Genomic DNA, 26,602 nt, shown 5'->3' with positions numbered 1-26,602 from the left:
AGCGCCTACAGATCGCGCATCAGCAGGCCATATTCCAGCTGCACCTCAGGCGGCACCGGCAGGTAGAGCACATGGCCGTCGCCCGGCGCGACTGCCACAGCATGGCCCTTGCTGTTTTCCAGCTGCTCGAGGGTAAAGCGCAGATTACCCTGGGGCGTCATCAGCTCCAGACCATCGCCAACGGCAAAGCGGTTTTTTACCCGCACCTCGGCCAGTTCGCCACGCCGCTCGCCGGTCAGTTCACCGACAAACTGCTGCTGTTCGGACACCGAGCTGCCGCGCTCATAGTTCTGATATTCATCGTGCACATGGCGGCGCAGAAAACCCTCGGTGTAGCCGCGATGGGCCAGGGACTCCAGGGTCGTCATCAGGGATTTATCGAAGGGCCTGCCGGCCACCGCATCATCGATGGCCTTGCGGTACACCTGAGCGGTGCGCGCCACGTAATAGTGGGATTTGGTACGGCCCTCGATCTTCAGCGAATGCACGCCCATCTGCACCAGACGCTCGACATGCTGCACCGCGCGCAGGTCCTTGGAGTTCATGATGTAGGTGCCGTGCTCATCTTCAAAGGCGGCCATCTGCTCGCCAGGGCGACTGGCATCTTCCAGCAGAAACAGCTGCTCTGTGGGCGCACCCACGCCTAAGGTCGGTTCGACAATCTGCACCACCTCGCCCAGTTCGTTCTCGCCGGCAAGAGTGGCCTGGTACTGCCAGCGACAGGCATTGGTGCAGCTACCCTGGTTGGGATCGCGCTTGTTGATATAACCCGACAGCAGGCAGCGTCCGGAATAAGCCATGCACAGCGCACCGTGGACAAACACCTCCAGTTCCATGCCCGGCACCTCACTGCGGATCTCGGCGATCTCCTCCAGCGACAGCTCGCGCGACAGAATCACCCGGCTCAAGCCCTGCTGCTGCCAGAACCTCACGCTGGCCCAGTTCACCGCATTGGCCTGCACCGACAGGTGAATCGGCATTTGTGGGAAGTGCTCGCGCACCAGCATGATCAACCCGGGGTCGGACATGATCAGCGCATCCGGCCCCATCAGCACCACCGGCAGCAGGTCACGCAGAAAGGTCTTCAGCTTGGCGTTATGCGGCGCGATGTTGACCACCACATAGAACTGCTTGCCCTGGGCATGGGCCTCGCGGATACCCGCCTCCAGATTGGCGTGGTCGAACTCATTATTGCGCACCCGCAGGCTGTAACGCGGCTGCCCGGCGTACACCGCATCCGCGCCATAGGCGAAGGCGTAACGCATGTTCTTCAGGGTGCCGGCTGGCGAGAGCAGCTCGGGGTAACGCGGAGTCGGTGCCATGGATAAAGCGCTCAGCCAACAGGGCCGGTCACTCTAGCGCGGCAGCGGCCAGCGGCTATTGATCTGCATCTATGTCACTGCGGTGTCATGGCATAGCGCAACCACCCATCGCGGCAGCGCATCGGCTGATTGCAGCGCAGGGGGCGGCGCTGTCATCATATGCGAATAATTCTTGATTTGTTTCCTATCTCCTATTGCGAGGTCCGCGTGTCGGCCGGCGATTCCACCCACCAGCAAGTTGTCGGTCTGTTCTATCGCGATCACCGTGACTGGCTGCTCGGCTGGCTGCGCAAAAGCCTGTACAGCCCGGAACGCGCCGAAGACCTCAGCCAGGACACCTTTGTCCGCCTGCTCGGCCGCAGTGATCTGGATCAGGCCCGCGAGCCGCGCGCGATGCTGACCACCATCGCTAAAGGTCTGCTGATCGATCACTTCCGCCGCAGCGCGTTGGAACGTGCCTACCTCGAAGAACTCGGGCAACAGCAGCAGGACGTGCAACCCAGCGCCGAAGAACAGGCGCTGGCCCTGGACGCGCTGCGCGAGATCGACCGCTTGCTTGGTGAGCTGTCGAGCAACGCCCGCGCGGCCTTTCTGCATAACCGCCTGGATGGCATGGGCCACGCGGAAATTGCCGAGCACCTCGGCGTGTCAGTATCCCGCGTGCGCCAGTACCTGGCTCAGGGCCTGCGTCAGTGCTACATCGCCCTTTACGGAGCACCGCAATGAGCGCGGTATCGGCGCAGGTGCTGGATGCCGCCATCGAATGGCAACTGTGCCTGGACTCCGGCACGGTCAACGCCGAACAGCAGCACGCGTTCGCCGCATGGTTGGCGGCGCACCCCGACCATGCGCGGGTCTGGCAACAACTCAATGGCCTGGATATCCGCCTGGCGTCAGCCGCCGCCGCACCGGCGCGCCAGGCCTTGCTGCACAGTGCGCGCAGCAAAGGTTTGCGTCGTATGGGCGGCACCGCGCTCGGCCTTCTGCTGAGCAGCGCGCTGGTGCTCGGCCTGTTGGCGCAGCAACGCCCGCTCGGCGATTACCTGGCCGATGAACACACCGGCCGTGGCGAACAGCGCGAACTGCTGCTGAGCGACCACAGCCTGGTGCGCCTGAACAGCGCCAGCGCCGTGGACATCGAATTCAGCGACAGCCAGCGCGCAGTGCGCCTGCACAGCGGTGAAATCCTGGTGCAGACCGCTCACGGCGATTCACGCCCCTTTGTAGTGCTTACCGAACACGGCAGCCTGCGCGCTCTCGGCACGCGCTTTCTGGTGCGCCGTGAGGGCAACAGCACACGCCTGACCGTGCTGCATTCGGCCGTAGCCGCGCACCCGGCAGAAGGCAGCAGCGAACGAATTATCCACAGCGGCGAACAAGTGCTGATGCAACGCCAGCGCCTGGGCGGCGTGCTGCCTGCACCACTCAGCGCTGCGGCCTGGAGCCACGGCATGCTGGTGGCGGACAACCTGCGCCTGGCCGACCTGCTCGACGCCCTGGGCGAATACCGCAGAGGCTACCTGGGCCTCGACTCAAGCCTGGCCGACCTGCGCATCAGCGGCAGCTTCCCCTTGCACGACAGTGACAAGGCCCTGGCTGCCCTGCCGCCGAGTTTGCCCGTGCGTATTGAGCGCGTTGGCAACTGGTGGACCCGGGTTGTACCCGCTGCGCAGTAGGTGTCGCGCTGCGCAGCCGGTTGATACACAGGGCGTTGGTAAATTATTTTTAACGAGCCCTGTCACTTTTTCATTCTGCTTCGGCAACAGGTCATTGAGATACATTCCCGCTTAGGAGAGTTTCGTAATGACCCGCGCCCTGCCCCTGTTTCGCCCCGGCCTGCTGGCCGCTGCCATCAGCCTTGCCAGCGTCTGCGCTCCCGCCCTGGCGGATAGCTACCAACTGCCGGCCGCACCGTTGGCCAGCACCCTGACGCAGATAGCCAGCCAGGCCAGCATCGTGCTGAGCATCGACCCCGCGCTGACCGCAGGCAAACAATCAGCCCCGGTGGCAGGTGACTACGACGCCCTCGAAGCACTGCACCAGGCGCTGCGTGGCAGTGGCCTGCAGTTGCAGCAGAACAGTGCAGGCACCTACAACCTGGCACCCGCGCCGCAAGCGGCCGTGGCGTTGCCGGATGTCACCGTGACCAGCCAAGTCGTCAACGAAGGCAGCGCAGCGTCCGGCTACCGCAGCGATACCGCGCAAAATATCGGCGCCCTCGGCGATATGAGTTTGCAGGACGCACCCTACTCGGTCAGCGTGGTGTCCAAGGAGCTGTTGCAGAACATCCAGGCCACGTCCAGCGATGACGTGTTCAAGCTCAGTCCGGCCACCCAGTTCACTTCACCCGTCAGCGCCGGATATGCCAGCGCGGTGAGCATGCGCGGTTTTAGCGGGTCCGGTAATTTGAGCATCGCCAACGATGGCCTGCGTTTCAGCAACAGTTATGACGGCGGCAATTTCATCGAAGAGATGGAGCGGCTGGAAATCCTTACTGGCCTCAGCGGTTTTCTCTACGGCCCGGCCAGCCCTGGTGGCCTGGTCAACTACGCGCTCAAGCGCCCGACCTATGAGCGCTATAACAGCGTGACCCTGGGCAATGCCGGCGGCGAGAACTACTATCTGCACGGCGACTTCGGCGGCCAGATCGACGATGCCGGCGTCTTTGCCTACCGCGTCAACATGCTGACTCAAGATGGCGAAACCGCCCTCGACCTGCAGAAGCGCCGCCGCGAAATGATCAGCGTCGCACTGGACTGGAATGTCAGCGACGATTTGCAGATCCAGTTCGATGCCTCGCACAAGAAGACCGAGATACGCGGACTGAGCAGCTACTGGTACTTCGGTGATCAGAGCCTGCGCCCGGACGCTAAGGACCTCGACAACGACAAGCTGTACAGCCAGAAGTGGGCCTTCTCCGACAGCGAGCACGGACGTGTCGGCAGCCGCTTCAACTGGCGTCTGGACGATGTCTTCACCCTGCGCGGCGCCTTGTCCTACAGCGAGTACACCGAGGAATACACCTACACCGGCCCTACGGTGTACAGCACCGGTAACTACACCCAGCCGCTGTACGCGTTTGCCCCGGTAGATAACGAAGAAACCTCCGGCTACCTGTTCCTCGACGCCGCCTTTGCAACGGGCGCTATCGAGCACAAGACCACCCTCGGCTATCAGGGCAACGTCGCGCGCGTACGCAACTACGAAGACCACATTCCCTACCCAGGCCCGCAATACAACGACGTAGTCGGTACACCGAAACCCTTCAATCAGACCCCACAGGTCGACAAGCCCGGCTATTCGATCGGCAACGGCGACCAGCGCCTGTCTTCGCGCACCCAGTCGGACAACTTCCTGATCGGCGACGTGATCACCCTCAACGAGCGGTGGTCGAGCATCCTTGGCCTGACTCACACCACGATCAAGACCTACAGCAACGACTTCATCTGGGCCGAAGCCTTCGGCTATGGCGAAACCACCAGCGACTATAAAGAGTCGGAAACCTCGCCCAATGTCTCGCTGATTTACAAGCCAGTGCCGTGGCTGACTACTTATGCCAGCTATATCGAAGGCCTGCAGGCCGGCGGCATCGCCCCGAGCACCGCACTCAACGCTGGCCAGGCCATGGCCCCACTGGTCAGCGAGCAGTATGAAATAGGCGTAAAAGCCACCGTCGGCGAAACCCTGCTGACCCTGGCCCTGTTCAATATCGACAAGCCCAACACCTACACCAATGGTGCCGGCGTGTTCGTCCAGGACGGTCGCCAGGAGAACAACGGTCTGGAGTTTGGTATCACCGGCAAAGTACTGCCAGAACTGACCCTGGTCGGTGGCGTGACCCTGCTTGATCCGCAGGTGAAGGACTCCGGCGCCGCCACCAGCGAAGGGCAGAAACCCACCGACGTTGCCTCCCAGCTGGCCAAGCTGTATGCCGAGTACGACATCAATGCTGTACCGGGCTTGGCGCTGACCGGTGGTACTTACTACACCGGCAAGCAGTACAGCGACGAAGCCAACCAGCACAGCCTGCCCTCATTCACCACCTTCGATGCCGGCGCACGTTACCGCGCACAGCTGAGCAGCGACAACACCCTGACCCTACGCACCAACATCAGCAACCTGGCGAACAAGGAATACTGGCTAAGCAGCCATTACCTGGGCGCGCCGCGCACCCTGACCTTCTCAGCTCAGCTGGAATTCTGATCACACCGCAACACACCTACGCCGCCATACCGGGCGGCGTAGGCATTTCTGGATATGCCGATGAAAAGCACCACCATCCGCCGTTGGTCCCTGGTGCACACCTGGACCAGCCTGATCTGCACTCTGTTTCTGTTGCTGCTGGCCCTAACCGGCCTGCCGCTGATCTTTCACCACGAGCTGGAGCACCTGCTCGGCGAAGCGCCAGAGCTGCGCGAGCTGCCGGCCGAGACGCCACACCTGAGCCTGCAGCAGCTGGTCGAAGCGGCCGAGCGTCATCGGCCGGGGGAAGTGGTGCAGTACTTCGGCTTCGAGGACGACGAGCCCAACGGCGTGGTGGCAATTACCGCCGCCACGGCAGGCACCGAGCCGAATTCCTCGCACACTTTTATGCTCGATGCACGTAGCGGCGAGGCGGTGGAGATGCCAGCGGCCAATGGCGGCATCCTGATGGTCATTCTGCGCCTGCATGTGGATATGTTCGCCGGCCTGCCTGGCAAGCTGTTGCTGGCGTTTATGGGCGTGCTGTTCGTGGTAGCGATCATCTCCGGCGTGGTGCTTTACGCACCCTTTATGCGCCGGCTGAAATTCGCCGAAGTGCGCCATGAGAAATCCACCCGTACACGCTGGCTCGACCTGCACAACCTGATCGGCATCGTCACCCTGACCTGGGCGCTGGTGGTGGGCGTGACCGGGGTAATCAGCGCGTGCGCCGATCTGCTAATCAGCGCCTGGCGTACCGAAGCCCTGGCCGCGATGGTCGCGCCTTACCGCGACGCGCCGCCGTTAACCGAGCGTGCACCAGTCAATCAGGTGCTGACTATCGCTGCGCAGGCCACGCCGGGTATGCAGCCAGACTTTATCGCCTTCCCCGGCACGCGCTTTTCCAGCGAGCACCACTACAGCGTGTTTATGAAGGGCAATACGCACCTCACCGCCCACCTGTGGACGCCGGTGCTGATTGATGCGCGCAGCCTGGAAGTCACCGCTATCGGCCAACGGCCCTGGTATATGGATGCGCTGTCGATGTCGCAGCCGCTGCATTTTGGCGACTACGGCGGCATGCCGATGAAAGTGCTCTGGGCGGTGCTCGATGTGCTGAGCATCATCGTGCTCGGCAGCGGCCTGTACCTCTGGTGGGTACGCCGGCGAACCCCGGCGACGCAACGTGAGCGCGCGGAGACCCCAGCATGAATTGGCGCCAATCGACCTTCACCCTGCCGCTGCTGATCGGCCTGCTCAGCGCTATCGGCCTGATCAGTGCGCTACTGGGTGATGGCGGCTGGGATGCCGTGGCCTGGCTGGGCCTGGGCCTGCCGGCCGTTCTCGGCTGCTGGCCACTGCTGCAACGCAGCGAAATCCGGCGCCCGTAGCCCTGAACGAGGCCAGGGCTAGCCCGGTGATTAGCGAAGGGACTTGACGATGCTGCGGACTGCTACTGGCAGACGTGCCGGTAGAGCGCATCCTCTTTAGCGACGACCTTCAACTGATCCAGCAGCGGCTTTTTCTCTGCGTCCAAGGGCAGCAGCTCTGCCGTGCTGCAATTGAGCAGATGCGCCTGATGGCTGACATGGTCGATGTGCTGCTTTTCAAAGCGGTACAGGTTAAAGGCGCTGATTACGCCACCCTCTGTTTCCTGGCGCTGCACGCTTTTGCTGTCGAGCACGGTGAACGCCTTGGTCATCGGCCAGTAAAACGTCCAGGGCCGCCAGAACACCTCGCCGTTTTCACTGGCTACCAACACCGACTCCGCCGGCTGACGCTGCAGCTGGTGCTCGAACCAGGAATACTCGTAGTAAATCTGGTAGCTCAGCATGCCCAAACCGCCAAACGCCGGAATGATCCACTTGGGCAAGCGGTTGCGTGTCAGTTTGCGCAGCAGCATGGCAATACCAGCCGCCCCCAGCCCTGAAACCACGATGGCAAGTATTGTCCACAACATGTACTGACTCCCGATAATAAAAACTGCCTGGCGCAGTTGATGACGCTGCACCGCGACGCGCCAGAAGGTGTGCGCCATGGATAGCTGGAAATAAAACGGGCCTCCTAAGGAGGCCCGCTGGCAAGACCCTGATCAAACATGATCCGGGGTGATTATGCTCAGTGGCTCAATGCGCCACCAGCACCTTTGGGAGTACGCACGCTTTCCACCAACTCCTGAATCTCCTTCGGCGGCGCTACGGTCGCAAGCGACACGGCGTAGGCGACAGCGAAGTTGATGACCGCACCGACGGTACCGATGGACAGCGGCGAGATGCCGAACATCCAGTTCTCCGGAGTATTGGCGAGGGTCGCAGTGCCAGGAATGAAGAACCAACCCAGGTACAGGAAGATGTAAACGACGGTGAACACCAGGCCTACCAGCATGCCGGCAATCGCGCCCTTGTCGTTTACCCGCTTGGAGAAGATCCCCATCATCAGCGCAGGGAACAGCGTGGCCGCGGCTATACCGAAGGCCAACGCCACCACCTGCGCCGCAAAGCCTGGCGGATTGAGCCCCAGCCAAGTGGCCAGCAAGATAGCCGCCGCCATAGAGAGCCGCGCAGCGCGCATTTCGTTCTTCTCGCTGATCTTCGGATTTATCAGCGTCTTGATCAGGTCATGACTCACTGCCGAAGAAATGGCCAGCAACAGACCGGCAGCCGTGGACAACGCAGCCGCAATGGCACCTGCCGCGATCAGACCAACAACCCAGCTAGGCAGGTTGGCGATTTCCGGGTTGGCCAAAACCAGAATGTCGTTGTTAACGGTCAGCTCATTGCCTTTCCAGCCGCGAGTTTCAGCAGTTGGGGTGAAGGCTGGAGCGGCATCGTTGTACAGCTGGATACGACCGTCAGTGTTCTTGTCTTCCCAGGTGATCAGACCGGTTTTCTCCCAGTTCTTCACCCACTCAGGACGCTCTTCATACGCCAGCGCTGGAGCCTCGACACCTTGTGGATAGACGGTGGTCAGCAGGTTCAGGCGCGCCATAGACGCCACAGCCGGAGCTGTGAGGTACAGCAGAGCGATAAAGATCAGGGTCCAGCCAGCCGACCAACGTGCGTCAGCGACTTTCGGCACGGTGAAGAAGCGAATGATTACGTGCGGCAGACCGGCCGTACCAATCATCAGCGACATGGTGAAGAGCACCATGTTCAGCTTGTTGGTGACATCCGCGGTGTAGTCGGTAAAGCCCAGACCCGCTACGACTTCATTGAGCTTCTGTAGCAGCGGTACACCTGACTCAGTGTGCTCGCTGAACATGCCGAACATCGGAATCGGATTACCCGTCAGTTGCAGGGAGATGAATACCGCCGGGATGGTGTAGGCGATGATCAACACCACGTACTGCGCCACCTGGGTGTAGGTAATGCCCTTCATCCCGCCGAACACCGCGTAGCAGAACACCACGCCAGCAGCGATCCAGATACCGGTGGAGTTGCTCACTTCGAGGAAGCGCGAGAACGCCACGCCAGCACCAGCCATCTGACCGATCACGTAAGTAACGCAGATAATGATCAGGCAGACCACTGCAGCCAGGCGTGCGCCGTTGCTGTAGAAGCGATCGCCGATAAAGTCCGGCACAGTGAACTTGCCGAATTTGCGCAGGTACGGCGCCAACAGCATGGCCAGCAGCACATAGCCACCGGTCCAGCCCATCAGGAAAGTTGAGTTGGCATAACCACCGGCAGCAATCAGGCCCGCCATGGAAATAAACGAAGCCGCGGACATCCAGTCGGCTGCAGTCGCCATGCCGTTGGTAATGGGGTGAACGCCACCGCCGGCGACATAGAACTCTTTAGTCGATCCGGCACGGGCCCAGAACGCGATGCCGAAGTAGAGCGCAAAGGAGGCGCCCACAAACAGCAGGTTTATTGCAAACTGGCTCATGGATTATTCCTCGACACCGAATTGTTTATCGAGTCTGTTCATTTTCCAGGCGTAAAAGAAAATGAGTCCGATAAAGGCAATGATCGAACCTTGCTGGGCGAACCAGAAGCCAAGGTCAGTACCGCCGACAGAGATACCTGCCAGCATGGGTCGAAGAAGTATGGCGAAGCCGAAAGACACCAGGGCCCAGACAATCAGGCTCCAGGTAATCAGCCGAACATTCGCCTTCCAGTACGCTGCAGCGTTAGCTTGATCAGAAGTCATAAACTCCTCCGGTTATTGTTATTCTCATGCACCTTCAAGCTAGCAGCAGGCCACTAGTGCCGACAGATAGACATTGGTATTAGCCGTCTAGCATCGTTCCTCAAAACAGAATTTATCCATATATAACAATCAGTAGCTGGCAGACTGAAAGAATCAACAACAGCACCAAGACGTTAGTCGAACGAGATAACAGCTACACCCTACTCAACACCTTCGCACAACGCCTGCAGCGCTCCTGCAAACTCGCCGTAATCCAACGCTTAGCCGTCATAACCCGATACGATCAGTCCTTCATCCGGAATTAACAGCAATAAACCCTCAGGTTTGATGCTGTAGAACGCCCCAGGCGCCTGCATTGCCGTATGAATACGTATAGCCAAACGCGCATCAATGCCGGCACACCAAAGCGGCGGCCAGCCACCCTCACTGGTAAAACCATCAGGCACCGGCGTCTCCTGCCAAGGTTCATAGCTGTAGTACGAGGAACCGTATCCACGCGCCTGCCGGGCTGATTCAAGAAAAGCTGCTCCCTCTTGCAACAACCGTTTACGGGTATACCCAGACAAGCGGAATACGGCAGCACCACACCCCTCACGCCCACCACTTTCACCACTGAGCAACACGACACTACTGGGTTCGATACCCACTGGCAGAGCATCAATAGTGAACTGACGCTCGGCAACCTTGTAGCTCAGGTACAGGCACAGCAATAGACCGAAAAACAGATGAAGACTGAACAACAGGGTGTTGCCGAATATGCCGGCAACCCGCCGTAGCACTGTGGGCACAGCCATGGCCTAATCCTCAGCAAAAAAATAGAACAGCCACAAGCTCAACAATGCCAAAGCACCTATGCGCGCCCACACCAGGTAGTACGGCACCTGCACCGACGTCAGCAAGGCGTACTGCAAGTCTTGCAGCAGCAGGGCAATAGCCGCTGCCGGGGTGAACAAGCCATTGAATGGCCAGGACGGCAGCAGTCCCCCCAGCAGCACACAGCCTAGGTAAGCCCCGTTCAGTCCCAACAAAAAACCTTGCAACCTGGCATTAGTGCGACTCAAGGTCGTCGACATATACGGCTCTCCACTTGGGCAACCCCTGATGGCGGCAAGGGGCGCGCAAAGAGGAGCGCGATCCGCCGCGCCAGCACATGCCCGGCACGCGACTCTTCGCGTAAACCGATATGCCCGCTCATCGCACATACCACAGACGAAAGAAGCCAAATGCCAGCAGCAGCCCCACCTGGCCCAGCGCCGTGCAGAGGCTGAGAAAGGACTGCACTTCAAGGTTCTGTGGGGCGTTGGCCAAGCCAGTCAGGCTCTTCCAGAAGGCTTCTGGCAATAGCACCAGGCTCAATTGCGCCATGGGTTGACCGGTCAACTGCAGGCCTTTGATCAGGTCAAACTGGCCGCAGAACATCAGGCCCAGCAGCACCATAAAGGCCACCGCCAACCCCAGAGCGAAACAAGCAGAGAACTGCATCAGTAAACGCATCATGTTCAACTCCCACGCAGGTAAAAAGTGGCGCAAGCTGAACCTGCGCCGCAGGGTTTAGCGATCGCTGATAGGGCTGGCCAGTGGCAGGCGACCGACGCCGTACCAGTCGAGTTTGCGGGTCAGCACCATCACCCCGGCGAGCACACCGAACACCAGTACCGAGCCCATCAGCAAGGCGTAGTCCTCAGCCCCAAGCAGGCCAAACAACATGCCGTAGAGCAGCGCCAGCAACGCACCAAAGCCCACTCCGCGCAGGGCGCTGTGCAGCACGTAACTGACGTAGAAACCAATCAGCAGCACACAGGCGGTCGCGGCAATGCCGTAGGCCAGGGCAAAACTCAGGTGCTCGGACAGCGACAGCAGCAACAGGTAGAACAGCGCCAGCGACATGCCCACCAAGGCGTATTGCACCGGGTGTACGGCCATGCGTTTGAGCACTTCAAAGAGGAAGAACACGGCGAAGGTCAGGCCGATAAACAGCAGCGCATATTTGATCGCCCGCTCGGTCTTCAGGTACTGGTCCACCGGGTCGACAAAGCTCACGCCAAAGTTGCGCGCGGTCAGCGCATTGCAGCTGTCGCCTTGCACGCAATCAGCCAATGCTTCTTCCAGGTTGGTGGCGAAGAAACTGGTCTGCCAGTGCGCTTTGAATCCGGCGGCCGAAACCTCACGGCTGCTCGGCAGGTATTCCCCAACAAAGCTCGGGTGCGGCCAGCCGGAGGTCAGCTCAACCCGGCTGTCACGCCCCACCGGGGTGATGCTCAGCTGCTCGGTACCCTGCAGTTTGAGGTTGAAGGCGAACTCCAGCACTTGCCCACCCTGGGTATCCAGCAGCGGCAGCGGCGCATGCACACCTGCACCGAAGCGCTCTTCAGCGCTGCCCGGGGCGAAGCTCAGGTTCATGCCGTTGAAGCGCAGTTGCAGGTCATTGCTGATGCCCCGCACATCGCTGATGCCGACCGAGAGGAACGGCCGGTCAAACTGGTACAAACCCAGCTCATCACCCAACCCCAGACGCGCCGGTAGCTTAAAGGCACCACTGATCTGGTTGTCGCTGCGGTACAGCAGCGCTTTATAGATGCCGCGTGCACGCTCCTCGGTGTTTACCTGGCCATTGAGCACAAAGCGCTCTGGCAAGAAGTACAACCGGCCACGGCTCTTCTGCTCTTCCAGGTAACGCTCGCCAGTCTTGGCGTGGGTTTTCCACTGGTTCCACACCTTGGTGTAAGGCATTACCAGAATCGGCCCGGTCAGCTGCTGGCGGTAGCTGGAACTGCGCGCGATGTCCTGCAGCACCTCGGCACGTTGATACTGCCGCTCGCTCACCAGCCCGCCAATCATCGACAGCGGGATCAGCAATAACAAAATCAGCAGGGCAATGGCGCCCAGCTTGAAACCCAGAATGCGGCTCATGGTGCAACTCTCCGATACGGTTTAGGTGGGCAGAGTCTGGGTGGCGCAAATGGTGGCTTTATGGAGGGCAGATGGAGAGTATGTGGAGATGCGGAGCAGACACCCAGCAGGCCAATAGACAGTCATCCGGGAAATGCGTAGCGTGCCGCTGAACGCCACTTAAGGATGAACGGCCATGACCCAGCACAACCCCTACGCTACCCCGAAAACCAGCGTCGCCGACGCAGAATCCCTGGTGTCCGACGAGCAGATTGCAGCCTTACCCATCTCGGATAAATGGAAGCAGCGCTTTAGCGCGATCCACCATGCCGGCGGCATCAAGATGCCCAGGTTCAAGCAGCTGCCCGCCGAGGAGCGGCGCAAGGCTTTCAGCTTCAACTTTCTGGCTTTCTTCTTCGGGCCGATCTACTACGCCATCAAGGGCATGTGGAAAAAGGGTCTGGCGCTGTTCGTCGTCTGCGCAGCGGTAGTGATCATCCTCGGCATCGGCCTGGACTACCTCGGCTACAGCCAAATCGCCAACGCGCTGGGCTACGGCATCAGCGCGGTATTCGCCACGCGCGCCAATATCGATTACTACAAGAAGATGCTGCTGAACGATAACGGCTGGTGGTAAGCGCCTAACTCAACAGCATCAGGAGAATGACGTGACGGAGTATGTCGCTGAGGTGATCTGGCAACGCGGTGAGCAGGACTTTCTTGGTAACCGCTACAGCCGCAAGCATCTGCTGCGTTTTGATGGAGGTCAGGAGGTCGCCGGTTCGTCCTCACCGCATGTAGTTCCGCTGCCAATGTCGGGTGCAAGCGCCGTCGATCCCGAGGAAGCCTTCGTCGCTTCGCTGGCCAGCTGCCATATGCTCTGGTTCCTCTCCATCGCCGCCAAGCGCCGCTTCTGCGTCGATGACTACCGTGATAATGCCAGTGGGTTGATGCAGGAAAATGCTGCCGGCAAGCTGTTTATCGCCCAGGTGACTCTGCGTCCTGCGGTCAGCTTCTCTGGTGAGCGCCTACCCAGCCGCGAACAGATTGAGCAGATGCACCACCAAGCCCATGAAGAGTGCTTTATTGCCAACTCAGTGAAATCTGAGGTGCGCTGCGAGCCACGTTTTATTGAGTGACAACCCACCGACCGTATCGTTGGCTGAACACGATGCGGATTAACGCAACAGCGGCTAGCGGGAGATAGGGCATGAACCCAACTGCATACGGCTGCCCCGATGGACAGCCACTGTTCTACTTCCATGGCGTACCGGGCGCAGCGGTTGAGGCGGCGATGCTGCATCAGGCTGCCTTGGCGCACGGCATCAAGCTGCTGGTGGTGGAGCGCAATCTGCCCGGCGAACTCGGCAGCGCGGCTTATCTGCAACAACTGGCGCAACAGATCAGTGATCACGCCGCTGGCCAGCCGATTCGCCTGCTTGGTTTTTCCATCGGTGCCTGCCTGGCGTTGCGTGTCGCCGCACTGATGGGTGAGCAAGTAGCTGAGGTCTATTTGCTATCGGCCGCCGCACCTCTGGAAATCCCCAGCAATAGCGTCGGCATGGGCGCGGGCCGTTATACCTTCCTTTGGGCGCAGCATTACCCAAGGCTGTTCCGGGCCTTTGCCGGGTATCAGGCGCTGCTGGCGAAAGTCAGCCCGCGCCTGCTGCTGAAGTTACTCTTCAACGGCGCTGGCGGCAAAGACGCCGAATTACTGCATCAAGCCGACACCCAGGCCTGGCTGGCAGACATTCAGCGCGCGTGTTTCAAACATGGCACTAGCCGCTATCAGCGCGACGTAAAACTTTACGTCGAGCCCTGGGCTGCAGAGCTGGATAGCGTCACGGCGGCGGTCAACCTGTGGCATGGCGACACAGATAATTGGGCGCCCATTGCCATGTCCATTTACCTGCAGGAGCATCTGCGCAATGCCAATGCGGTGATCCGCTGCGCCGAACAAGCGCACTACGGCTGCCTGCTGGAGAACGCTCAAGCCGTGATGGCGACGGTGCAGCTGAACAGTTCAGCAACCCACGCGCCAGGCTGATAGCGCACAGCTCCCTCGACTAATAACAACCCAAGGATGGCACCATGAAAAAGCTCGCACTGCCGCTGATCACCCTGCTGGCCTTCAGCGCCTACACCTTCTACGTGATGCTGCACGCAGAGCAATCGCTGCTGCAATTTGGCATTCAGTTGATGTCCAGCCCTGACACCGCCCAGGTGGTGATCGACCTGTATATCCTCGCGGCGCTGGCCTGCATCTGGATGTACCGCGACGGCCGCCAACGGGGCAAGTCGCTGGCCTACCTACTGCCATTCTTTGCCCTGACTTCGCTGTTTGTCTCAATCGGACCGTTGCTGTATCTGGTGCTCAAAGCGCTCGATACAGCGAGCAAAGCGCCACAGAATAGCGCCTCGACTACAGCTTGACTGGACGGAGCAGCCCGAAGAACCGGGCTGCCAAACGCTTAGAAGTTCAGATTGAAATTGCCAGTGCCGAAGATGCCAACAAGACCAATCACGATCAGATAAATCGCCACGATGTAGTTCAACAGGCGCGGCATCACCAGAATCAGAATGCCAGCGATCAGCGAAATCAGTGGAGTAAGGGCAAGGGTCATCGTCGTCACCTGAGGATTATTGAAAGGCCAGTATGCGCGCCACAACCAAAGCGCACAGCACTATCCACCCACAGGGCCGTGACCCGCCCAGCACTCAGTTAAACAACCGCGTATTGAAGGCCCTTTATGAGCAACGCCAGCTTGTTAACCTCACTGCTGCAGTACAAGGCCTGGGCCAATCAGGAACTCTTTGCTGAGCTGCAGCGACTTGACCCGCTCACCCAGCAAAGCGAGCTGCACGCCGCCCTGCGCATCCTCAATCACATCTATGTGGTCGAGCGAATATTTGTCGCCAACCTGCAAGGCATCAACCACAGCTACTGCGCCACCAACACCGCGGAAACGCCCACGCTGGATGCGCTGCAGCAGGCGGTGCAAGAAACGGATCGCTGGTATCTGGACTATGCCGCAAGACTAAACGCCGAACAGTTGGCCGAGCGCCTGCTTTTCAACTTCGTCGATGGTGATGCGGGCTGCATGAGCCGCGAGGAAATGCTCGCGCATATCGTCACCCACGGCGGCTACCACCGTGGCGCGGTCGGCCAAATCATGGCGCAGCTGCAACTGGCGCCGCCGCGGGATATCTACACGCGCTTTCTGCATGCGGATCAGCCGCAGCGTCGCGCAGTGAGCTAACGCGGCAAGTGCTATTCGCCGCGAATATACTGTTCCAGCTGCTGGATCAGGCTGGCCTGTTCGGCGATGGTGTGTTTAACCAGGTCGCCGATCGACAGCAAGCCGATCAATTCGCCTTCGGCGATTACCGGCAGGTGGCGCAGGTGGCGGTCGGTCATCAGCTGCATGCAGTGCTGAGAGGTGTCGCGCGGCCCGACGGTCAGGACATCTGCGGTCATAATTTCGCTGATCTGGGTGCTAAATGCCGAGCGTTGTAGCAGCTCGATTTTACGTGCGTAGTCACGCTCGCTGACGATGCCGACCAGGCGGCCCTTGTCCAGTACTACCAGCGCACCGATGCCTTTTTCAGCCAGCAATTTGACTGCGTCGAGCACTGTGGTGTCCGGGCTAACGCTGTAGATCGCGGCATGTGGCTTGGCCCTGAGTATCTCGGCTACGGTTTTCATGCAGTGACTCCATTCTGGTCTTGTTGGCAGTAAAGGTCGCGCGTGGGTTGTTGCTATGAGGATAGCCAACCCGACAACAGGGATCAGAGCATCTGCCTGGCGGTTGCGCAACCTTGCTTAGCCACAGACGTCAGCAAGGAGCAGGCCAAGATGTGCCACTAATCACTGGTTGCCGCCGGCAAACGCAGGCGCACTTCTACGCCGCCGCTGACATTGCCGATGTGCAGTTCGCCGCCATGCAGCTGCACCACCTCCTCGACAAAATTCAGCCCCAAACCGGTGCTCTTGCGTCCACTGCCGGGGCGCGGCAGGGAATAGAAGCGTTCACTCAAACGCGCCAAGGCGTAGTCCGGTATCGGCTCACCCTGGTTGAACAGGCGCAGTTCAATCTGCTCACCGACGCACTCGGCCGTAAACCGCAGCTGACCCTGCGGCGGAGTGAAATCCAGGGCATTGTCGAGCAGGTTGACCAGCGCCTGGCGCAGTAGAAAACGTTCACCACGGAGTGCAAGGCTGGCTTCAATCCTATTCTCGACCTGCACAGCAGCGGCTTCTATTCGCGCCATCTGCGCCTGTAAAAGCGACGTGACCAGTGCTTGCAGCGGCACCGCGACCTGTTCCTCCAGGCCCTGGCGCTGCTCAACCTGCGCCAGGTGCAGCAGGCGCTCTATCAGCTGCTGCATGCGTGCGCTTTCCTGATCGATATTGGCGACAAAACGCTGTCGCTGTGGCGCAGGCATTTCACCATCGAGCAACTCCGCCGCGCCACGAATCGCTGCCAGGGGGCTTTTCAGTTCGTGGGTCAGGGTGTGTACGTAGCGCTCGACATAGGCCTTGCCTTCCAGCTCGGTGCGCATGCGCTCGATCGCTTCGGCCAGTTGCGCCAGCTCACCGCCGCGCACGCTGGGCAGTTCGGCACGTTGACCGGCACTAACCGCCTGGGCGTAACGGGTCAGCTTGCGCAGGGCTGCGCTGAGCCACCAGGACAGCAGTGCGCCAATCAACAGGCCGAGCACAATCAACCCACCACCGAGCCAGGCCAGGCGCTGTTCGGAGCGTTCGATATAGGGCTGCAGCGTGCGATTGGGTTTGGCCACCGAGACCACGCCGATAATCTGCGCGCCGTCCATGATCGGCGCAGCGACATACATCACCGAGGAGTCAGGATCGTTCGGGTCTTCCTTGGTCGAGCGCGCACCGTATTCACCGCGCAGGGTACGCAGCACATCGTTCCAGCGCGAATAATCCTGGCCTACCGCCGCGCCTGTGGAGTCGAGCAAGACAATGCCCTTGGCGTCGGTGACATAGATGCGATGGTTGACCTGAGTTTTCTCCACGCCCCAGATCTGCGCCTGCGGTTGACGCTGACCATAGGCTTGCAACAAGGCGGGCAGGCGGCTCTGTTGCAGGCGACCGGCCTTGACCTCGTCACGCAGAATCTCGGCCAACAGGTTGGCGGTATCGACCAGGGTTTCTTCGGTGCTTTGCCTTACGCCGGGGCGGATTTCGTCCATCACCGTGCTCAGCACAAACCAGCCCGCCAGCCCGACAAACAGGAAGTACACCAAAAAGATGCGTATCCCCAACGGCATCAGGCGTGCCTCGGCGAGTAGCTGTAACCCAGGCCGCGATGAGTCTGGATCGGCTCCGCCTCAGCGGCCACCAGGCGCAACTTGGCGCGCAGGCTTTTGATATGGCTGTCGATGGTGCGCTCGTAGCCGACATCGGCGGCCACGCCCAGGCCGTCGAGCAACTGCTCGCGGGAGAACACCCGCTCGGGTTGCGCCAGCAGGCTTTGCAGCAAACGGAATTCGTGGCGGGTCAGGCTCAGTAGCTGGCCGTGATAGTGGATCTGCACCCGCTCGATATCCAGCTGGAATGGAGCGCAGGCCGGGCTGGTGGCAGGTGCTTCACGCGGCGCTATGCGTTTGAGAATGGCCTTGACCCGCGCGGCGACTTCCCGGGGGCTAAAGGGTTTGACCACGTAATCGTCGGCACCGATTTCCAGGCCCACCACGCGGTCGATTTCCTCGCTGCGGGCCGTAAGGAAGATCACCGGCACCTCGGAGAAGCGCCGCAGCCGTTTGCAGGCCTCGAAACCGCTGATATCCGGCAGGCCGACATCGAGAATCAGCAAGTCCGCCGGACTGCGCTGCTGTTCGGCCAGGGCCTGCTCGGCCAGGCTCAGCCAGGTGGTGGTGAAGCCTTCGCTTTGCAGGGCGAAGATCAAGGTGTCGGCGATCGCGGCTTCGTCTTCGACAATCAGAATATGCGGCATGGGCGTCCTGCTCGTGGCAACTCGGCGGGGAGCCTGCGGCAGGCAGCCGATAGCGTCAAGATCGGACGAAACCGGCGGACAAACTGTGCGTTGTCCGCCCTACGCCGACCTGGCCTTAATCCAGCTTGAAGCGCGCAGTGTTCTGCGCCAACGCCTGACTCCCCTGACGCAGTTGTTCGGCGGCGTTGCTGACTGCTTGCGCACCTTCAAGCAAGGCGCTGGCGGCATGATCAACCTGCTGGATATTGCCGCTGACTTCATCGGCCGTTGCCGCCTGCTGCTCGGCGGCAGTGGCGATCTGCGCCAGACGGTCAGTGACAAGTTGCACCGATTCGACGATGGCATTGAGGTCCTCGCCCATGGCCAGCACACTACCGACATCGCCTTCGGCCTGGCGCACGGCATCTTCCATCTGGGTGACCGACTGGCCGACCACCCGGTGCAGGTTGGCCACCGTGTCGGCGATTTCCGCGGTGGAGTTCTGCGTGCGCTGCGACAGGCTACGCACCTCATCGGCGACGACGGCAAAGCCGCGGCCCTGATCGCCAGCACGCGCTGCTTCGATGGCCGCATTGAGCGCGAGCAGGTTGGTCTGCTCAGCGATGCCCTTGATCACATCCACAACCCGAGTGATTTGCGCCGTCTGCTCTCGCAGCTGTTGCAACGTGGTGGCACTGTCGCCGAGGCGGCTGCTGAGCTGGCGCATGCTCTGGCTGGTGCGCGCGCTGCGCTGGTTGCTCTGGTTAGCGATCTCGCGGGTCTGGTTGGCTTCTACCGCCGCCTGCTCGCAGCTTTGCGCAACGCTTTGCGCGGTGGCAGCCATTTCAGTGGCGGCCGCCGCAATCTGGCTCATCTGTGCCTGCTGCTGCTCCACTGACACCAGGGCATTACGCGCCTCGCCGTTGAGCAGTTGCACGGTGCCGCCCAATTGCTGGCTCTGTTGATTGACCCCCAGCATGGAATCGCGCAACTGGCCGACGGCGGTATTCAGGGCCTGGGCGATATTCGCCAGGTCATCCTCGCCATGCACTTGCATGCGCACACGCAGATCACCATCGCGCAAGCCTTCAGCGGCCTGAATGATCCCAGCAGTGCTGCGCCGGATCGACGCGTTAAGGCAGAACAACACATACAGCGCCAGCAATGTCAGAACGCTGAACACACCAATGACTTGAGCCATGGCGCTCAGCGCCTTGCTCCGATAATCACCCAAACTGGCAACAAACTGCTGATACAACGCCGTTTGCAGCTTCAGCAGTTGGCCCTGAAGAGCATCCGCGCGCTGTACAAATTGATCCGGGGTCAAGGCCATAGGGCTGGCTTCAAACATGTCGCGATCGATGCCCGCGAGGAAGGCTTCATAGCCCTTCAGTGCCTCATCATAAGGCCCCTGCAACTGGCGCATGGCATGCGGCGCCTCAAGGGTGAGCGTGGCCTGTGCCTTCAGCAGCTGACTGCGTGATTCATCCAGGCTACGGCGTAGGTCGCGGATCAGTACGCGGCTCTGTAACGTGAAGTGCTGCGACACCACCGCGCCATAACCTTGACTGGTGAAGCTGCCAAGCTGCTCGAGCAGGCGCGGCAAGGTGTAGGTCAGCTGCTCCATCATCAGGTACGTGTCGAGCTTCGGGTCAAGGATCAACCCACTGTCGGTGGCCACCTGCTCGCGCAGGGCCAGCAGGCTCAGCAGGTTCTTTTGGTAACGCTCAAGCGCATCGGGCAGGGCCAGTTTACCCAGCACATCGATACTCAGTTCGGCCTGGCCGGTTGTAAGGCTCTGCAAATGTTGACGGGACTGATCACTCAGCAGCTCTGACTGAAGCGGCTGTTCCAAGGCTTGCAAGGCGGGCTCAAGGCCGCTGGCATGCTCACGCAGCAGCGCTTCGGCGGCTTTCTCTGTGCCCTTCCAGCGCGACAGCAACGTGCGCTGCTCAATCAACGCCTGCTGCACGCCAGCCATGCCCTGCAGTGCATTGATGCCCTCTACCTCATTGGCAATGGAGGTGAGCCGCTCCTGGTAATTACTGCTTATCACCCATAAGGCAAAAACCAGTGGCATCGCGAACAAGACAAACACCAGCTGAAACTTGCGCGCGAAGCTGAAACGCTCCAGCAGCCGCACACCTGGTTTGAGTACTCCAGTCATACACACCTCAACCTGTTGAGCACGCCAACTACAGGGGCGCGCCAAAGCGAAACTTCAAGCAAGAAGTACGCCCAAGCCGCGTGCCTGCGGACAGTCATAGGTAATGAGCATAGTTGAGTGACCGGGCTACGACCCGCTATCCGCTCGACACGCGAGCCGTGGCACCCAAGGCACTACCTGGAAATGCCGCTCCAGAGTTCCTCGACATTACGAAAGCCCCACTCCTCAGCAGACTCACGGCCAACAATCTTGTCGCGACCGACCAGCTTGCTGAGGTCGAGGGTTTCCTGCGGGATTGGGGTTTTCGAGCGGGCCGAAAAGAACACCTTCACCCGCGGTGCAAGCAAGGATTTGGCTTGCTGCTCCAGCACCAAGCCAATGCGCCCGCTTTCCAGCCGCACCAGCGAACCCACGGGGTAAATACCCACGGTTTTGACAAAAGCCTGGAACACTACAGGGTCAAAATGGCCTTTCCATTCGGCCATCTTGCGGATGGATTCGGCTGGGTCCCAGCCACGCTTGTAGGGGCGATCAGACGTGATGGCGTCATACACATCGCACACTGCGCCCATGCGCGCATACAAGCTGATCTGCTCACCGGCCAGGCGGTGCGGATAACCGCTGCCATCGACTTTTTCGTGGTGGTGCAAGCACACATCCAGCACCAGCGCGCTGACCTGCTTGCTGGCAATCAGCATGCGCGAACCGGCTTCAGGATGATCGCGCACGGTGGCAAATTCATTGTCAGTGAGCTTACCGGGTTTGTTCAGCACCTCATTGGGGATCGCCATCTTGCCGATGTCATGCAGCAGCCCGGCCAACCCAGCCTCACGCACCTGGCCCTCGTTGAGCCCCAGGTTGCGAGCCAAAGCAATCATCAGCGCGCAGACCGCCACCGAATGCATGTAGGTGTATTCGTCGGCGTTTTTCAGCCGCGCCAGGCTGATCAGCGCATTGGGATGACGCATGATCGAATCGGAAATTTCCTCAACCAACTCCCCGGCCTGTTCAAACTGCAAGGCCTGGCCCATGCGCGCATCGCTAAACATGCTGACCACTGCAGCCTTGGAGCGCTCGCAGAGCCTGGCCGCGCGCTGCAACTCATCTTCCATCGACACCGCCAGATTGACTGGTGGGGTCTGTACCGCCGCCAAGAGTGCGGCCTCGGCTTCGGCGGCAACCTCTTCGGGGCTGACACTCACGGTGCCAACCTCGACATCCAATCCCTTGCTGACATCAATCCAAAGCTCGCCAATGCTGCTGGCCTTGATCCGCTGCAGGTCTTTTTCAGAATTGAGAAGGAACTTGGATTTCCAGAAGGGGTGGTCCATCCATGCGCCACAGAACTCGTGGATATACATACCGACTCGCACGTCGGTCACAGCGATGCACTTCAACATGGATGGCACTCGAACAGAAAAATAACCCGGTTATTGTCAGACAAGAATAGATGAACAATAGCCAGCATTATGCGGACTTGGAACAACTAATGGCCATAGGACATCGGTCGCAGATCAGTGGCTTGGAAGCCTTGACACGACTGCTTATCATTGCCGCTCAAGCGCACCCTAAGGAGCTGCCATGCGCCGTTTGTTGACCGGTCTGAGCGTCATTTTCCTGCTGCTGTTTAACACGCTGATTCTGATCGGCCCGCTGCTGCTGATCGCCCTCGGTAAGTTCGTCCTGCCGGGCAAAGCGCTTAAGACTGCAAGCTCACGCGGGGTGATGTGGGTGGCGGAAACCTGGGCGGAAATCAACAAGCTGATCTTTGCCGCCCTACTGCCCGTGCGCTGGGATATTCGCGGCAGCGCTGACCTGCGCCCAAGCACCTCCTACCTGGTTATAAGTAACCATCAGTCGTGGGTGGATATTCCAGCACTGGTGCAGTGCCTTCAACCGCAAGACCCCGTACTTCAAGTTCTTCCTCAAGCAGGAACTGATCTGGGTACCCTTCCTCGGCCTGGCGTTCTGGGCATTGGACTACCCCTTTATGAAGCGCTATTCCAAAGCGTTTCTCGCCAAGCACCCGCATATGCAGGGCAAGGACCTGGAAATCACCAAGCAGGCCTGCGAAAAGTTCAAGGACCTGCCGGTGACCGTGGTCAACTACCTCGAAGGCACTCGATTCACCCCGGCCAAGCAGGCGCAACAGGGTTCGCCCTTCCAGTACTTGCTCAAGCCCAAGGCCGGCGGCGTGGCTTTTGTGCTGGCGGCGCTGGGTGAGCAGCTTGATACGGTGCTGGACGTGACCCTGGTCTACCCCGGTGCGCGTATTCCAGGCTTCTGGGCGCTGATCAGCGGGCAGGTGGACAAGGTGATCGTCGATATCCAGACCCGCGAGCTGGACCCGGCGCTGTGGCAGGGCGACTACGAAAATGATCCGACCTTCCGCCAGTTTGTGCAGAACTGGGTGAACACACTCTGGGAAGACAAGGATGCGCGAATAGCGCAGATTCGCACTGAGCTGAGCACGCCAACGCACGGCTAGGGTTGGCCTACTGCGGCAGGTCGCGGCGAATCATCCAGTGTTCCGGCGGTGGCATCAGGCGGCTGATGTCGAACTGCGGCAAGCTAGCCTGATCGAGCATCTGGATCATCGGGCTGACCTGCTGGGCATGCGGCTGATCTTCCAGCACCCGGACCGCCAGATCGACAGCAATCCGCGCCTGTATCACCGGTGAATCCGTGGGCGCAGCAACAATAAAGCCGTCGCGAATCTGCTCGATAATCCGTTCGGTGGTGTAGGTCGCCAGTACCTGCGCCCGGTAGTTTTGCCCGGAGGTCTGCACCAGCTGGGCGGCAAACCCGGCAGCTTCGGCGTTGCCCAGCAGGTAATCGAGGTGCGGATGCGTCTTCAGCAGCCCGCGCACCAGCTGCGCCTGGCTGGCGCGATCGACCGGGGCATAGCCACCATGCTCCACGCGCATACGACCTGCCTGCTCGGCCTCGCGCAGCGACCGCTCAAGATCCTCGACCCAACCCGCGCCCTGCGGCCCGGGTAACCAGCCAAGGCTGAACGACCCAGCAGGACGATGCTGCTCGATGTAACCCAGCGCAGCCTTGAGCATGTCGGCAAAGTCCACGCTCGAATTGGCACTCAACCCCGGGCAATCACTGCCGTTCACCAGATCAATCACCGGTTTACCCTGCTCGACCAGCGTGGCGATAGCCCCGCAGAGGGCCTGGGCGTTGATCGCGGCGATGATGTAGGCATCGGCATTTTGTTGCCGGCATTGTTCCAGCTGCTGGGCCTGCACCTGAGGATTTTCATAGCCACCGGCTTCATAGATGCCAAGGCGAACGCCCTGTCGGGTGGCCTCTTCATCCAAACCCCAGGCCACACCCCACCAATAGCGATCCTTGCCATGGGGCAACAGCGCACAGATGCGCCAGGGCTTGGCCGCTTGCGCCAAGGGTTGGTAGGGCTGTACCTGGCCATCCGCCTGCACGGACACAGGGAACCAGTCAGCAGCCGAGACCAGGCCTGACGTGCACAACAAACAGAGGGTTAAAACGATTACCCGCATGAACTCCGGCCCTGGAAAGTGCGCACTGAGCAGCCGTGCCGTGCACTTACTGTAGCCAATTTTACGGGTCTAACGAGGGCGCAATACTGCGCTGAAGGCGGGCACTTGAGTGCCCGCCGAGGTGCACCTATTGATCAAGCGGCGCTGAACAGCTTGTGCGGGTCGATGACGAATTTCTTCGGCACACCAGCATCGAACTCGCCGTAACCGCGCGGCGCGTCGTCCAGACTGATCACCTGCACGCCGACCACTTCGGCGATATTGATGCGGTCCCACATGATCGCCTGCATCAGCTGGCGGTTGTACTTCATCACCGGGGTCTGGCCGGTATGGAAGCTGTGGGATTTGGCCCAGCCGAGGCCGAAGCGGATGCTCAGGGAACCGATCTTCGCCGCCGCGTCCACCGCGCCCGGATCTTCGGTGACATACAGGCCGGGAATACCGATCTTACCGGCGACCCGAACCACGCCCATCAGCGAGTTGAGCACCGTGGCCGGCGCTTCGTGTTGCACGCCTGCGTGACCGTGACCACGAGCCTCGAAACCCACCGCATCCACCGCACAATCGACTTCCGGTTCGCCCAGTAACGCAGCGATCTGTTCGTGCAGCGGAGTGTCTTTGGACAGGTCAGCAATCTCGAAACCCACCGCCTTGGCATGCGCCAGACGCACCGGGTTGACGTCACCGACAATCACCACTGCCGCGCCCAGCAAGCGTGCCGAGGCAGCCGCAGCCAGACCGACCGGGCCAGCACCGGCGATATACACGGTGCTGCCAGGGCCGACACCCGCCGTTACGGCGCCGTGGTAGCCGGTGGGCAGGATGTCAGAGAGGCAGGTCAGGTCGCGGATCTTCTCCATGGCCCTGTCGCGATCCGGCAGTTTCAGCAGGTTGAAATCGGCATATGGCACCATGGCGTATTCGGCCTGACCGCCGGTCCAGTCGCCCATGTCGACATAACCGTAGGCACCGCCGGCACGCGCCGGGTTGACCGACAGGCACACCCCTGTGTGTTGCTCTTTGCACGAACGGCAGCGGCCGCAGGCCACGTTGAACGGTACCGAGACCAGATCACCAATTTTCAGGTTCTCCACATCGCGGCCCTTCTCGATCACCTCACCGGTGATTTCGTGGCCCAGTACCAGCCCGGTTTGCGCCGTGGTGCGGCCGCGCACCATGTGCTGGTCGGAGCCACAGATATTCGTGGAGACCACGCGCAGGATCACTGCGTGCTCGATCTTGCGACCGCGCGGGTCCTGCATTTTCGGATAGTCGATTTTCTGCACTTCGACCTTGCCAGCGCCGAGATAGACGACGCCACGATTACCAGACATACGTATTTCTCCTTTCTTGTTGTGAATACAAAGGCGCGGCCAACGGTCGCGCGGCCTTGTACTGGAGCTTGTGTCTGTTGCCGGGCGGGACCCAGGGTTTGGCAGTCGGTGACCCACCCGTAGCGGGGATTCAGCAGTTGCGGTTTAGGCGTGCAGCACCACCGTGCGGCCGTCATTGAGGAAGACGCGGCGTTCAAGGTGATAACCGATGGCCTTGGCCAGGGTCTGGCACTCGATATCGCGGCCCTTGGCGATCAGGTCTTCGGGGTAGTGGGCATGGTCCACCGACTCCACGCCCTGGGCGATGATCGGCCCTTCGTCGAGGTCGTTGTTAATGTAGTGGGCAGTGGCGCCGACCAGCTTGACGCCCTTCTCATAGGCCTGGTGATAGGGCTTGGCGCCTTTGAAACCGGGCAGCAGCGAGTGGTGGATATTGATCGCCCAGCCATCCAGCTGGCGGCACAGCTCTGGCGACAGCACCTGCATATAGCGAGCGAGGACTACCAGCTCGGCGCCGCTGTCCTCGATCACCTGCAGCACCTTGCGCTCCTGCGCCGGCTTGTCTTTCGGGTCGAGCGAGAAGTGGTAATAGGGAATGTCGTGCCAGCGCGCCAGCGGCTCCAGATCCGGGTGGTTAGACACCACCGCCACCACGTCCATGGCCAGGTGGCCGATACGCTGGCGATAGAGCAGGTCGTTCAGGCAATGGTCGGCCTTGCTGACCATCAGCACCACCTTGGCGCGGTAGCCCGGCGGGGTCAGTTCGACCTGCATGCCGAAGGCGCTCAAGCGATCGTTCAAACCGGCGCGAAAGGCCAGTTCATCGAAGTCATCCGGCTGGCGGAATTCCACACGGATAAAGAAGCGCGCCGACAGGCGATCATCGAAGGAATGGTGCTCGGTGACGTAGCAGCGCTGCTCGAACAGAAAGCGCGTCACCGCATCCACCGTGCCGAGCACGCTCGGGCAGTGGGCGGTGAGAATCCAGGTATCGGGGGTGCGGCTCATGGTAAGGGGCTCCGCTCAATGGCTCCCCTCTTCCATTCATGGGAGAGGGGCTGGGGGA

General features: G+C 60.4%; 27 protein-coding genes and 1 pseudogene. 11 read left to right on the top strand and 17 right to left on the bottom strand.

The window, feature by feature from the left end; all coding sequences use genetic code 11:
• Positions 1-5: 5 nt before the first annotated feature.
• A complete protein-coding gene (trhP, locus tag BLO50_RS16860; protein ID WP_090255038.1) occupies positions 6-1,322 on the bottom strand; it encodes a prephenate-dependent tRNA uridine(34) hydroxylase TrhP in 1,317 nt (438 codons plus the stop codon).
• Between the two features lie 207 nt (positions 1,323-1,529).
• Between trhP and BLO50_RS16855 the strand changes: the two genes are divergently transcribed.
• The 5 genes from BLO50_RS16855 to BLO50_RS16835 all read left to right on the top strand — a co-directional run bounded on the left by BLO50_RS16855 (position 1,530) and on the right by BLO50_RS16835 (position 6,895).
• Positions 1,530-2,048, top strand: a complete 519-nt coding sequence (locus BLO50_RS16855; protein ID WP_167354473.1) for an RNA polymerase sigma factor — start codon at positions 1,530-1,532, stop codon at positions 2,046-2,048.
• A complete protein-coding gene (locus BLO50_RS16850) occupies positions 2,045-2,998 on the top strand; it encodes a FecR domain-containing protein (RefSeq protein WP_090255033.1) in 954 nt (317 codons plus the stop codon). The genes BLO50_RS16855 and BLO50_RS16850 overlap by 4 nt, the downstream gene beginning before the upstream one ends.
• A gap of 127 nt (positions 2,999-3,125) precedes the next feature.
• A complete protein-coding gene (locus BLO50_RS16845) occupies positions 3,126-5,525 on the top strand; it encodes a TonB-dependent receptor (protein WP_090255031.1) in 2,400 nt (799 codons plus the stop codon).
• A 60-nt stretch (positions 5,526-5,585) separates the two neighbouring features.
• The gene (locus BLO50_RS16840; protein WP_090255029.1) at positions 5,586-6,716 is read left to right on the top strand and encodes a PepSY-associated TM helix domain-containing protein; all 1,131 of its coding nucleotides are present in this window, start codon (positions 5,586-5,588) and stop codon (positions 6,714-6,716) included.
• Entirely contained in the window at positions 6,713-6,895 is a 183-nt protein-coding gene (locus tag BLO50_RS16835) for a hypothetical protein (protein WP_090255027.1), read from the top strand. The genes BLO50_RS16840 and BLO50_RS16835 overlap by 4 nt, the downstream gene beginning before the upstream one ends.
• Before the next feature lie 62 nt (positions 6,896-6,957).
• Here the strand turns inward: BLO50_RS16835 and BLO50_RS16830 are convergent, their stop codons facing one another.
• From BLO50_RS16830 to creD, 7 genes are all read right to left on the bottom strand, one after another.
• Positions 6,958-7,464, bottom strand: coding sequence for a hypothetical protein (locus tag BLO50_RS16830; protein WP_090255184.1), 507 nt, complete (start codon positions 7,462-7,464; stop codon positions 6,958-6,960).
• 158 nt (positions 7,465-7,622) lie between these two features.
• The gene (locus BLO50_RS16825) at positions 7,623-9,392 is read right to left on the bottom strand and encodes a sodium:solute symporter family protein (protein WP_090255026.1); all 1,770 of its coding nucleotides are present in this window, start codon (positions 9,390-9,392) and stop codon (positions 7,623-7,625) included.
• 3 nt (positions 9,393-9,395) lie between these two features.
• Complete coding sequence (locus BLO50_RS16820; RefSeq protein ID WP_090255024.1) at positions 9,396-9,656, bottom strand: DUF4212 domain-containing protein; 261 nt, start codon at positions 9,654-9,656, stop codon at positions 9,396-9,398.
• A 260-nt stretch (positions 9,657-9,916) separates the two neighbouring features.
• The gene (locus tag BLO50_RS16815; protein WP_090255022.1) at positions 9,917-10,450 is read right to left on the bottom strand and encodes a hypothetical protein; all 534 of its coding nucleotides are present in this window, start codon (positions 10,448-10,450) and stop codon (positions 9,917-9,919) included.
• 3 nt (positions 10,451-10,453) lie between these two features.
• A complete protein-coding gene (locus BLO50_RS16810; protein ID WP_090255019.1) occupies positions 10,454-10,729 on the bottom strand; it encodes a hypothetical protein in 276 nt (91 codons plus the stop codon).
• A gap of 118 nt (positions 10,730-10,847) precedes the next feature.
• Positions 10,848-11,153 carry a hypothetical protein gene (locus tag BLO50_RS16805; RefSeq protein ID WP_244152903.1) on the bottom strand — a complete coding sequence of 102 codons (306 nt, stop codon included), beginning with the start codon at positions 11,151-11,153 and terminating at the stop codon, positions 10,848-10,850.
• Positions 11,154-11,207: 54 nt separating this feature from the next.
• Positions 11,208-12,566, bottom strand: a complete 1,359-nt coding sequence (creD, locus tag BLO50_RS16800; protein WP_090255018.1) for a cell envelope integrity protein CreD — start codon at positions 12,564-12,566, stop codon at positions 11,208-11,210.
• A 175-nt stretch (positions 12,567-12,741) separates the two neighbouring features.
• Between creD and BLO50_RS16795 the strand changes: the two genes are divergently transcribed.
• The 4 genes from BLO50_RS16795 to BLO50_RS16780 all read left to right on the top strand — a co-directional run bounded on the left by BLO50_RS16795 (position 12,742) and on the right by BLO50_RS16780 (position 14,978).
• Positions 12,742-13,182, top strand: coding sequence for a DUF2628 domain-containing protein (locus BLO50_RS16795; protein WP_090255016.1), 441 nt, complete (start codon positions 12,742-12,744; stop codon positions 13,180-13,182).
• Positions 13,183-13,213: 31 nt separating this feature from the next.
• The gene (locus tag BLO50_RS16790; protein ID WP_090255014.1) at positions 13,214-13,684 is read left to right on the top strand and encodes an OsmC family protein; all 471 of its coding nucleotides are present in this window, start codon (positions 13,214-13,216) and stop codon (positions 13,682-13,684) included.
• Positions 13,685-13,755: 71 nt separating this feature from the next.
• Positions 13,756-14,592: an alpha/beta hydrolase gene (locus BLO50_RS16785; protein WP_090255012.1), complete on the top strand. Its 837-nt coding sequence runs from the start codon at positions 13,756-13,758 to the stop codon at positions 14,590-14,592.
• Between the two features lie 44 nt (positions 14,593-14,636).
• Complete coding sequence (locus BLO50_RS16780) at positions 14,637-14,978, top strand: DUF2834 domain-containing protein (protein ID WP_090255010.1); 342 nt, start codon at positions 14,637-14,639, stop codon at positions 14,976-14,978.
• Positions 14,979-15,016: 38 nt separating this feature from the next.
• Here the strand turns inward: BLO50_RS16780 and BLO50_RS16775 are convergent, their stop codons facing one another.
• The gene (locus tag BLO50_RS16775; protein WP_167146758.1) at positions 15,017-15,169 is read right to left on the bottom strand and encodes a DUF3096 domain-containing protein; all 153 of its coding nucleotides are present in this window, start codon (positions 15,167-15,169) and stop codon (positions 15,017-15,019) included.
• Between the two features lie 126 nt (positions 15,170-15,295).
• Between BLO50_RS16775 and BLO50_RS16770 the strand changes: the two genes are divergently transcribed.
• Positions 15,296-15,805 (top strand): DinB family protein, encoded by a 510-nt coding sequence (locus BLO50_RS16770; RefSeq protein ID WP_090255009.1) that lies wholly within the window; start codon positions 15,296-15,298, stop codon positions 15,803-15,805.
• Between the two features lie 11 nt (positions 15,806-15,816).
• Here BLO50_RS16770 and BLO50_RS16765 read toward each other — a convergent pair whose 3' ends face one another.
• The 5 genes from BLO50_RS16765 to BLO50_RS16745 all read right to left on the bottom strand — a co-directional run bounded on the left by BLO50_RS16765 (position 15,817) and on the right by BLO50_RS16745 (position 22,075).
• A complete protein-coding gene (locus tag BLO50_RS16765; RefSeq protein WP_090255006.1) occupies positions 15,817-16,251 on the bottom strand; it encodes a CBS domain-containing protein in 435 nt (144 codons plus the stop codon).
• Positions 16,252-16,409: 158 nt separating this feature from the next.
• The gene (gene creC, locus BLO50_RS16760) at positions 16,410-17,843 is read right to left on the bottom strand and encodes a two-component system sensor histidine kinase CreC (RefSeq protein ID WP_090255003.1); all 1,434 of its coding nucleotides are present in this window, start codon (positions 17,841-17,843) and stop codon (positions 16,410-16,412) included.
• Complete coding sequence (gene creB, locus BLO50_RS16755; protein WP_090255001.1) at positions 17,843-18,529, bottom strand: two-component system response regulator CreB; 687 nt, start codon at positions 18,527-18,529, stop codon at positions 17,843-17,845. The genes creC and creB overlap by 1 nt, the downstream gene beginning before the upstream one ends.
• A 115-nt stretch (positions 18,530-18,644) precedes the next feature.
• The gene (locus tag BLO50_RS22435) at positions 18,645-20,675 is read right to left on the bottom strand and encodes a methyl-accepting chemotaxis protein (protein ID WP_090254998.1); all 2,031 of its coding nucleotides are present in this window, start codon (positions 20,673-20,675) and stop codon (positions 18,645-18,647) included.
• A gap of 173 nt (positions 20,676-20,848) precedes the next feature.
• Positions 20,849-22,075 carry a cyclic di-GMP phosphodiesterase gene (locus BLO50_RS16745; RefSeq protein WP_090254996.1) on the bottom strand — a complete coding sequence of 409 codons (1,227 nt, stop codon included), beginning with the start codon at positions 22,073-22,075 and terminating at the stop codon, positions 20,849-20,851.
• Between the two features lie 181 nt (positions 22,076-22,256).
• On the opposite strand from BLO50_RS16745, the pseudogene BLO50_RS16740 reads away from it, so the two are divergent.
• Positions 22,257-23,163, top strand: a pseudogene (locus BLO50_RS16740) (acyltransferase).
• 7 nt (positions 23,164-23,170) lie between these two features.
• On the opposite strand, the gene torT reads toward BLO50_RS16740, so the two are convergent.
• The 3 genes from torT to purU form a co-directional block, all read right to left on the bottom strand.
• Positions 23,171-24,202, bottom strand: coding sequence for a TMAO reductase system periplasmic protein TorT (torT, locus tag BLO50_RS16735; protein WP_090254994.1), 1,032 nt, complete (start codon positions 24,200-24,202; stop codon positions 23,171-23,173).
• A gap of 134 nt (positions 24,203-24,336) precedes the next feature.
• Entirely contained in the window at positions 24,337-25,536 is a 1,200-nt protein-coding gene (gene fdhA, locus BLO50_RS16730; protein ID WP_090254992.1) for a formaldehyde dehydrogenase, glutathione-independent, read from the bottom strand.
• A gap of 144 nt (positions 25,537-25,680) precedes the next feature.
• Positions 25,681-26,544, bottom strand: coding sequence for a formyltetrahydrofolate deformylase (gene purU / locus BLO50_RS16725; RefSeq protein WP_090254990.1), 864 nt, complete (start codon positions 26,542-26,544; stop codon positions 25,681-25,683).
• Between the last annotated feature and the right edge of the window lie 58 nt (positions 26,545-26,602).

The sequence above is a fragment of the Pseudomonas peli genome (genome assembly GCF_900099645.1).
Lineage (GTDB): Bacteria > Pseudomonadota > Gammaproteobacteria > Pseudomonadales > Pseudomonadaceae > Aquipseudomonas > Aquipseudomonas peli.
This window is presented reverse-complemented; position numbering and strand designations above follow the sequence as displayed.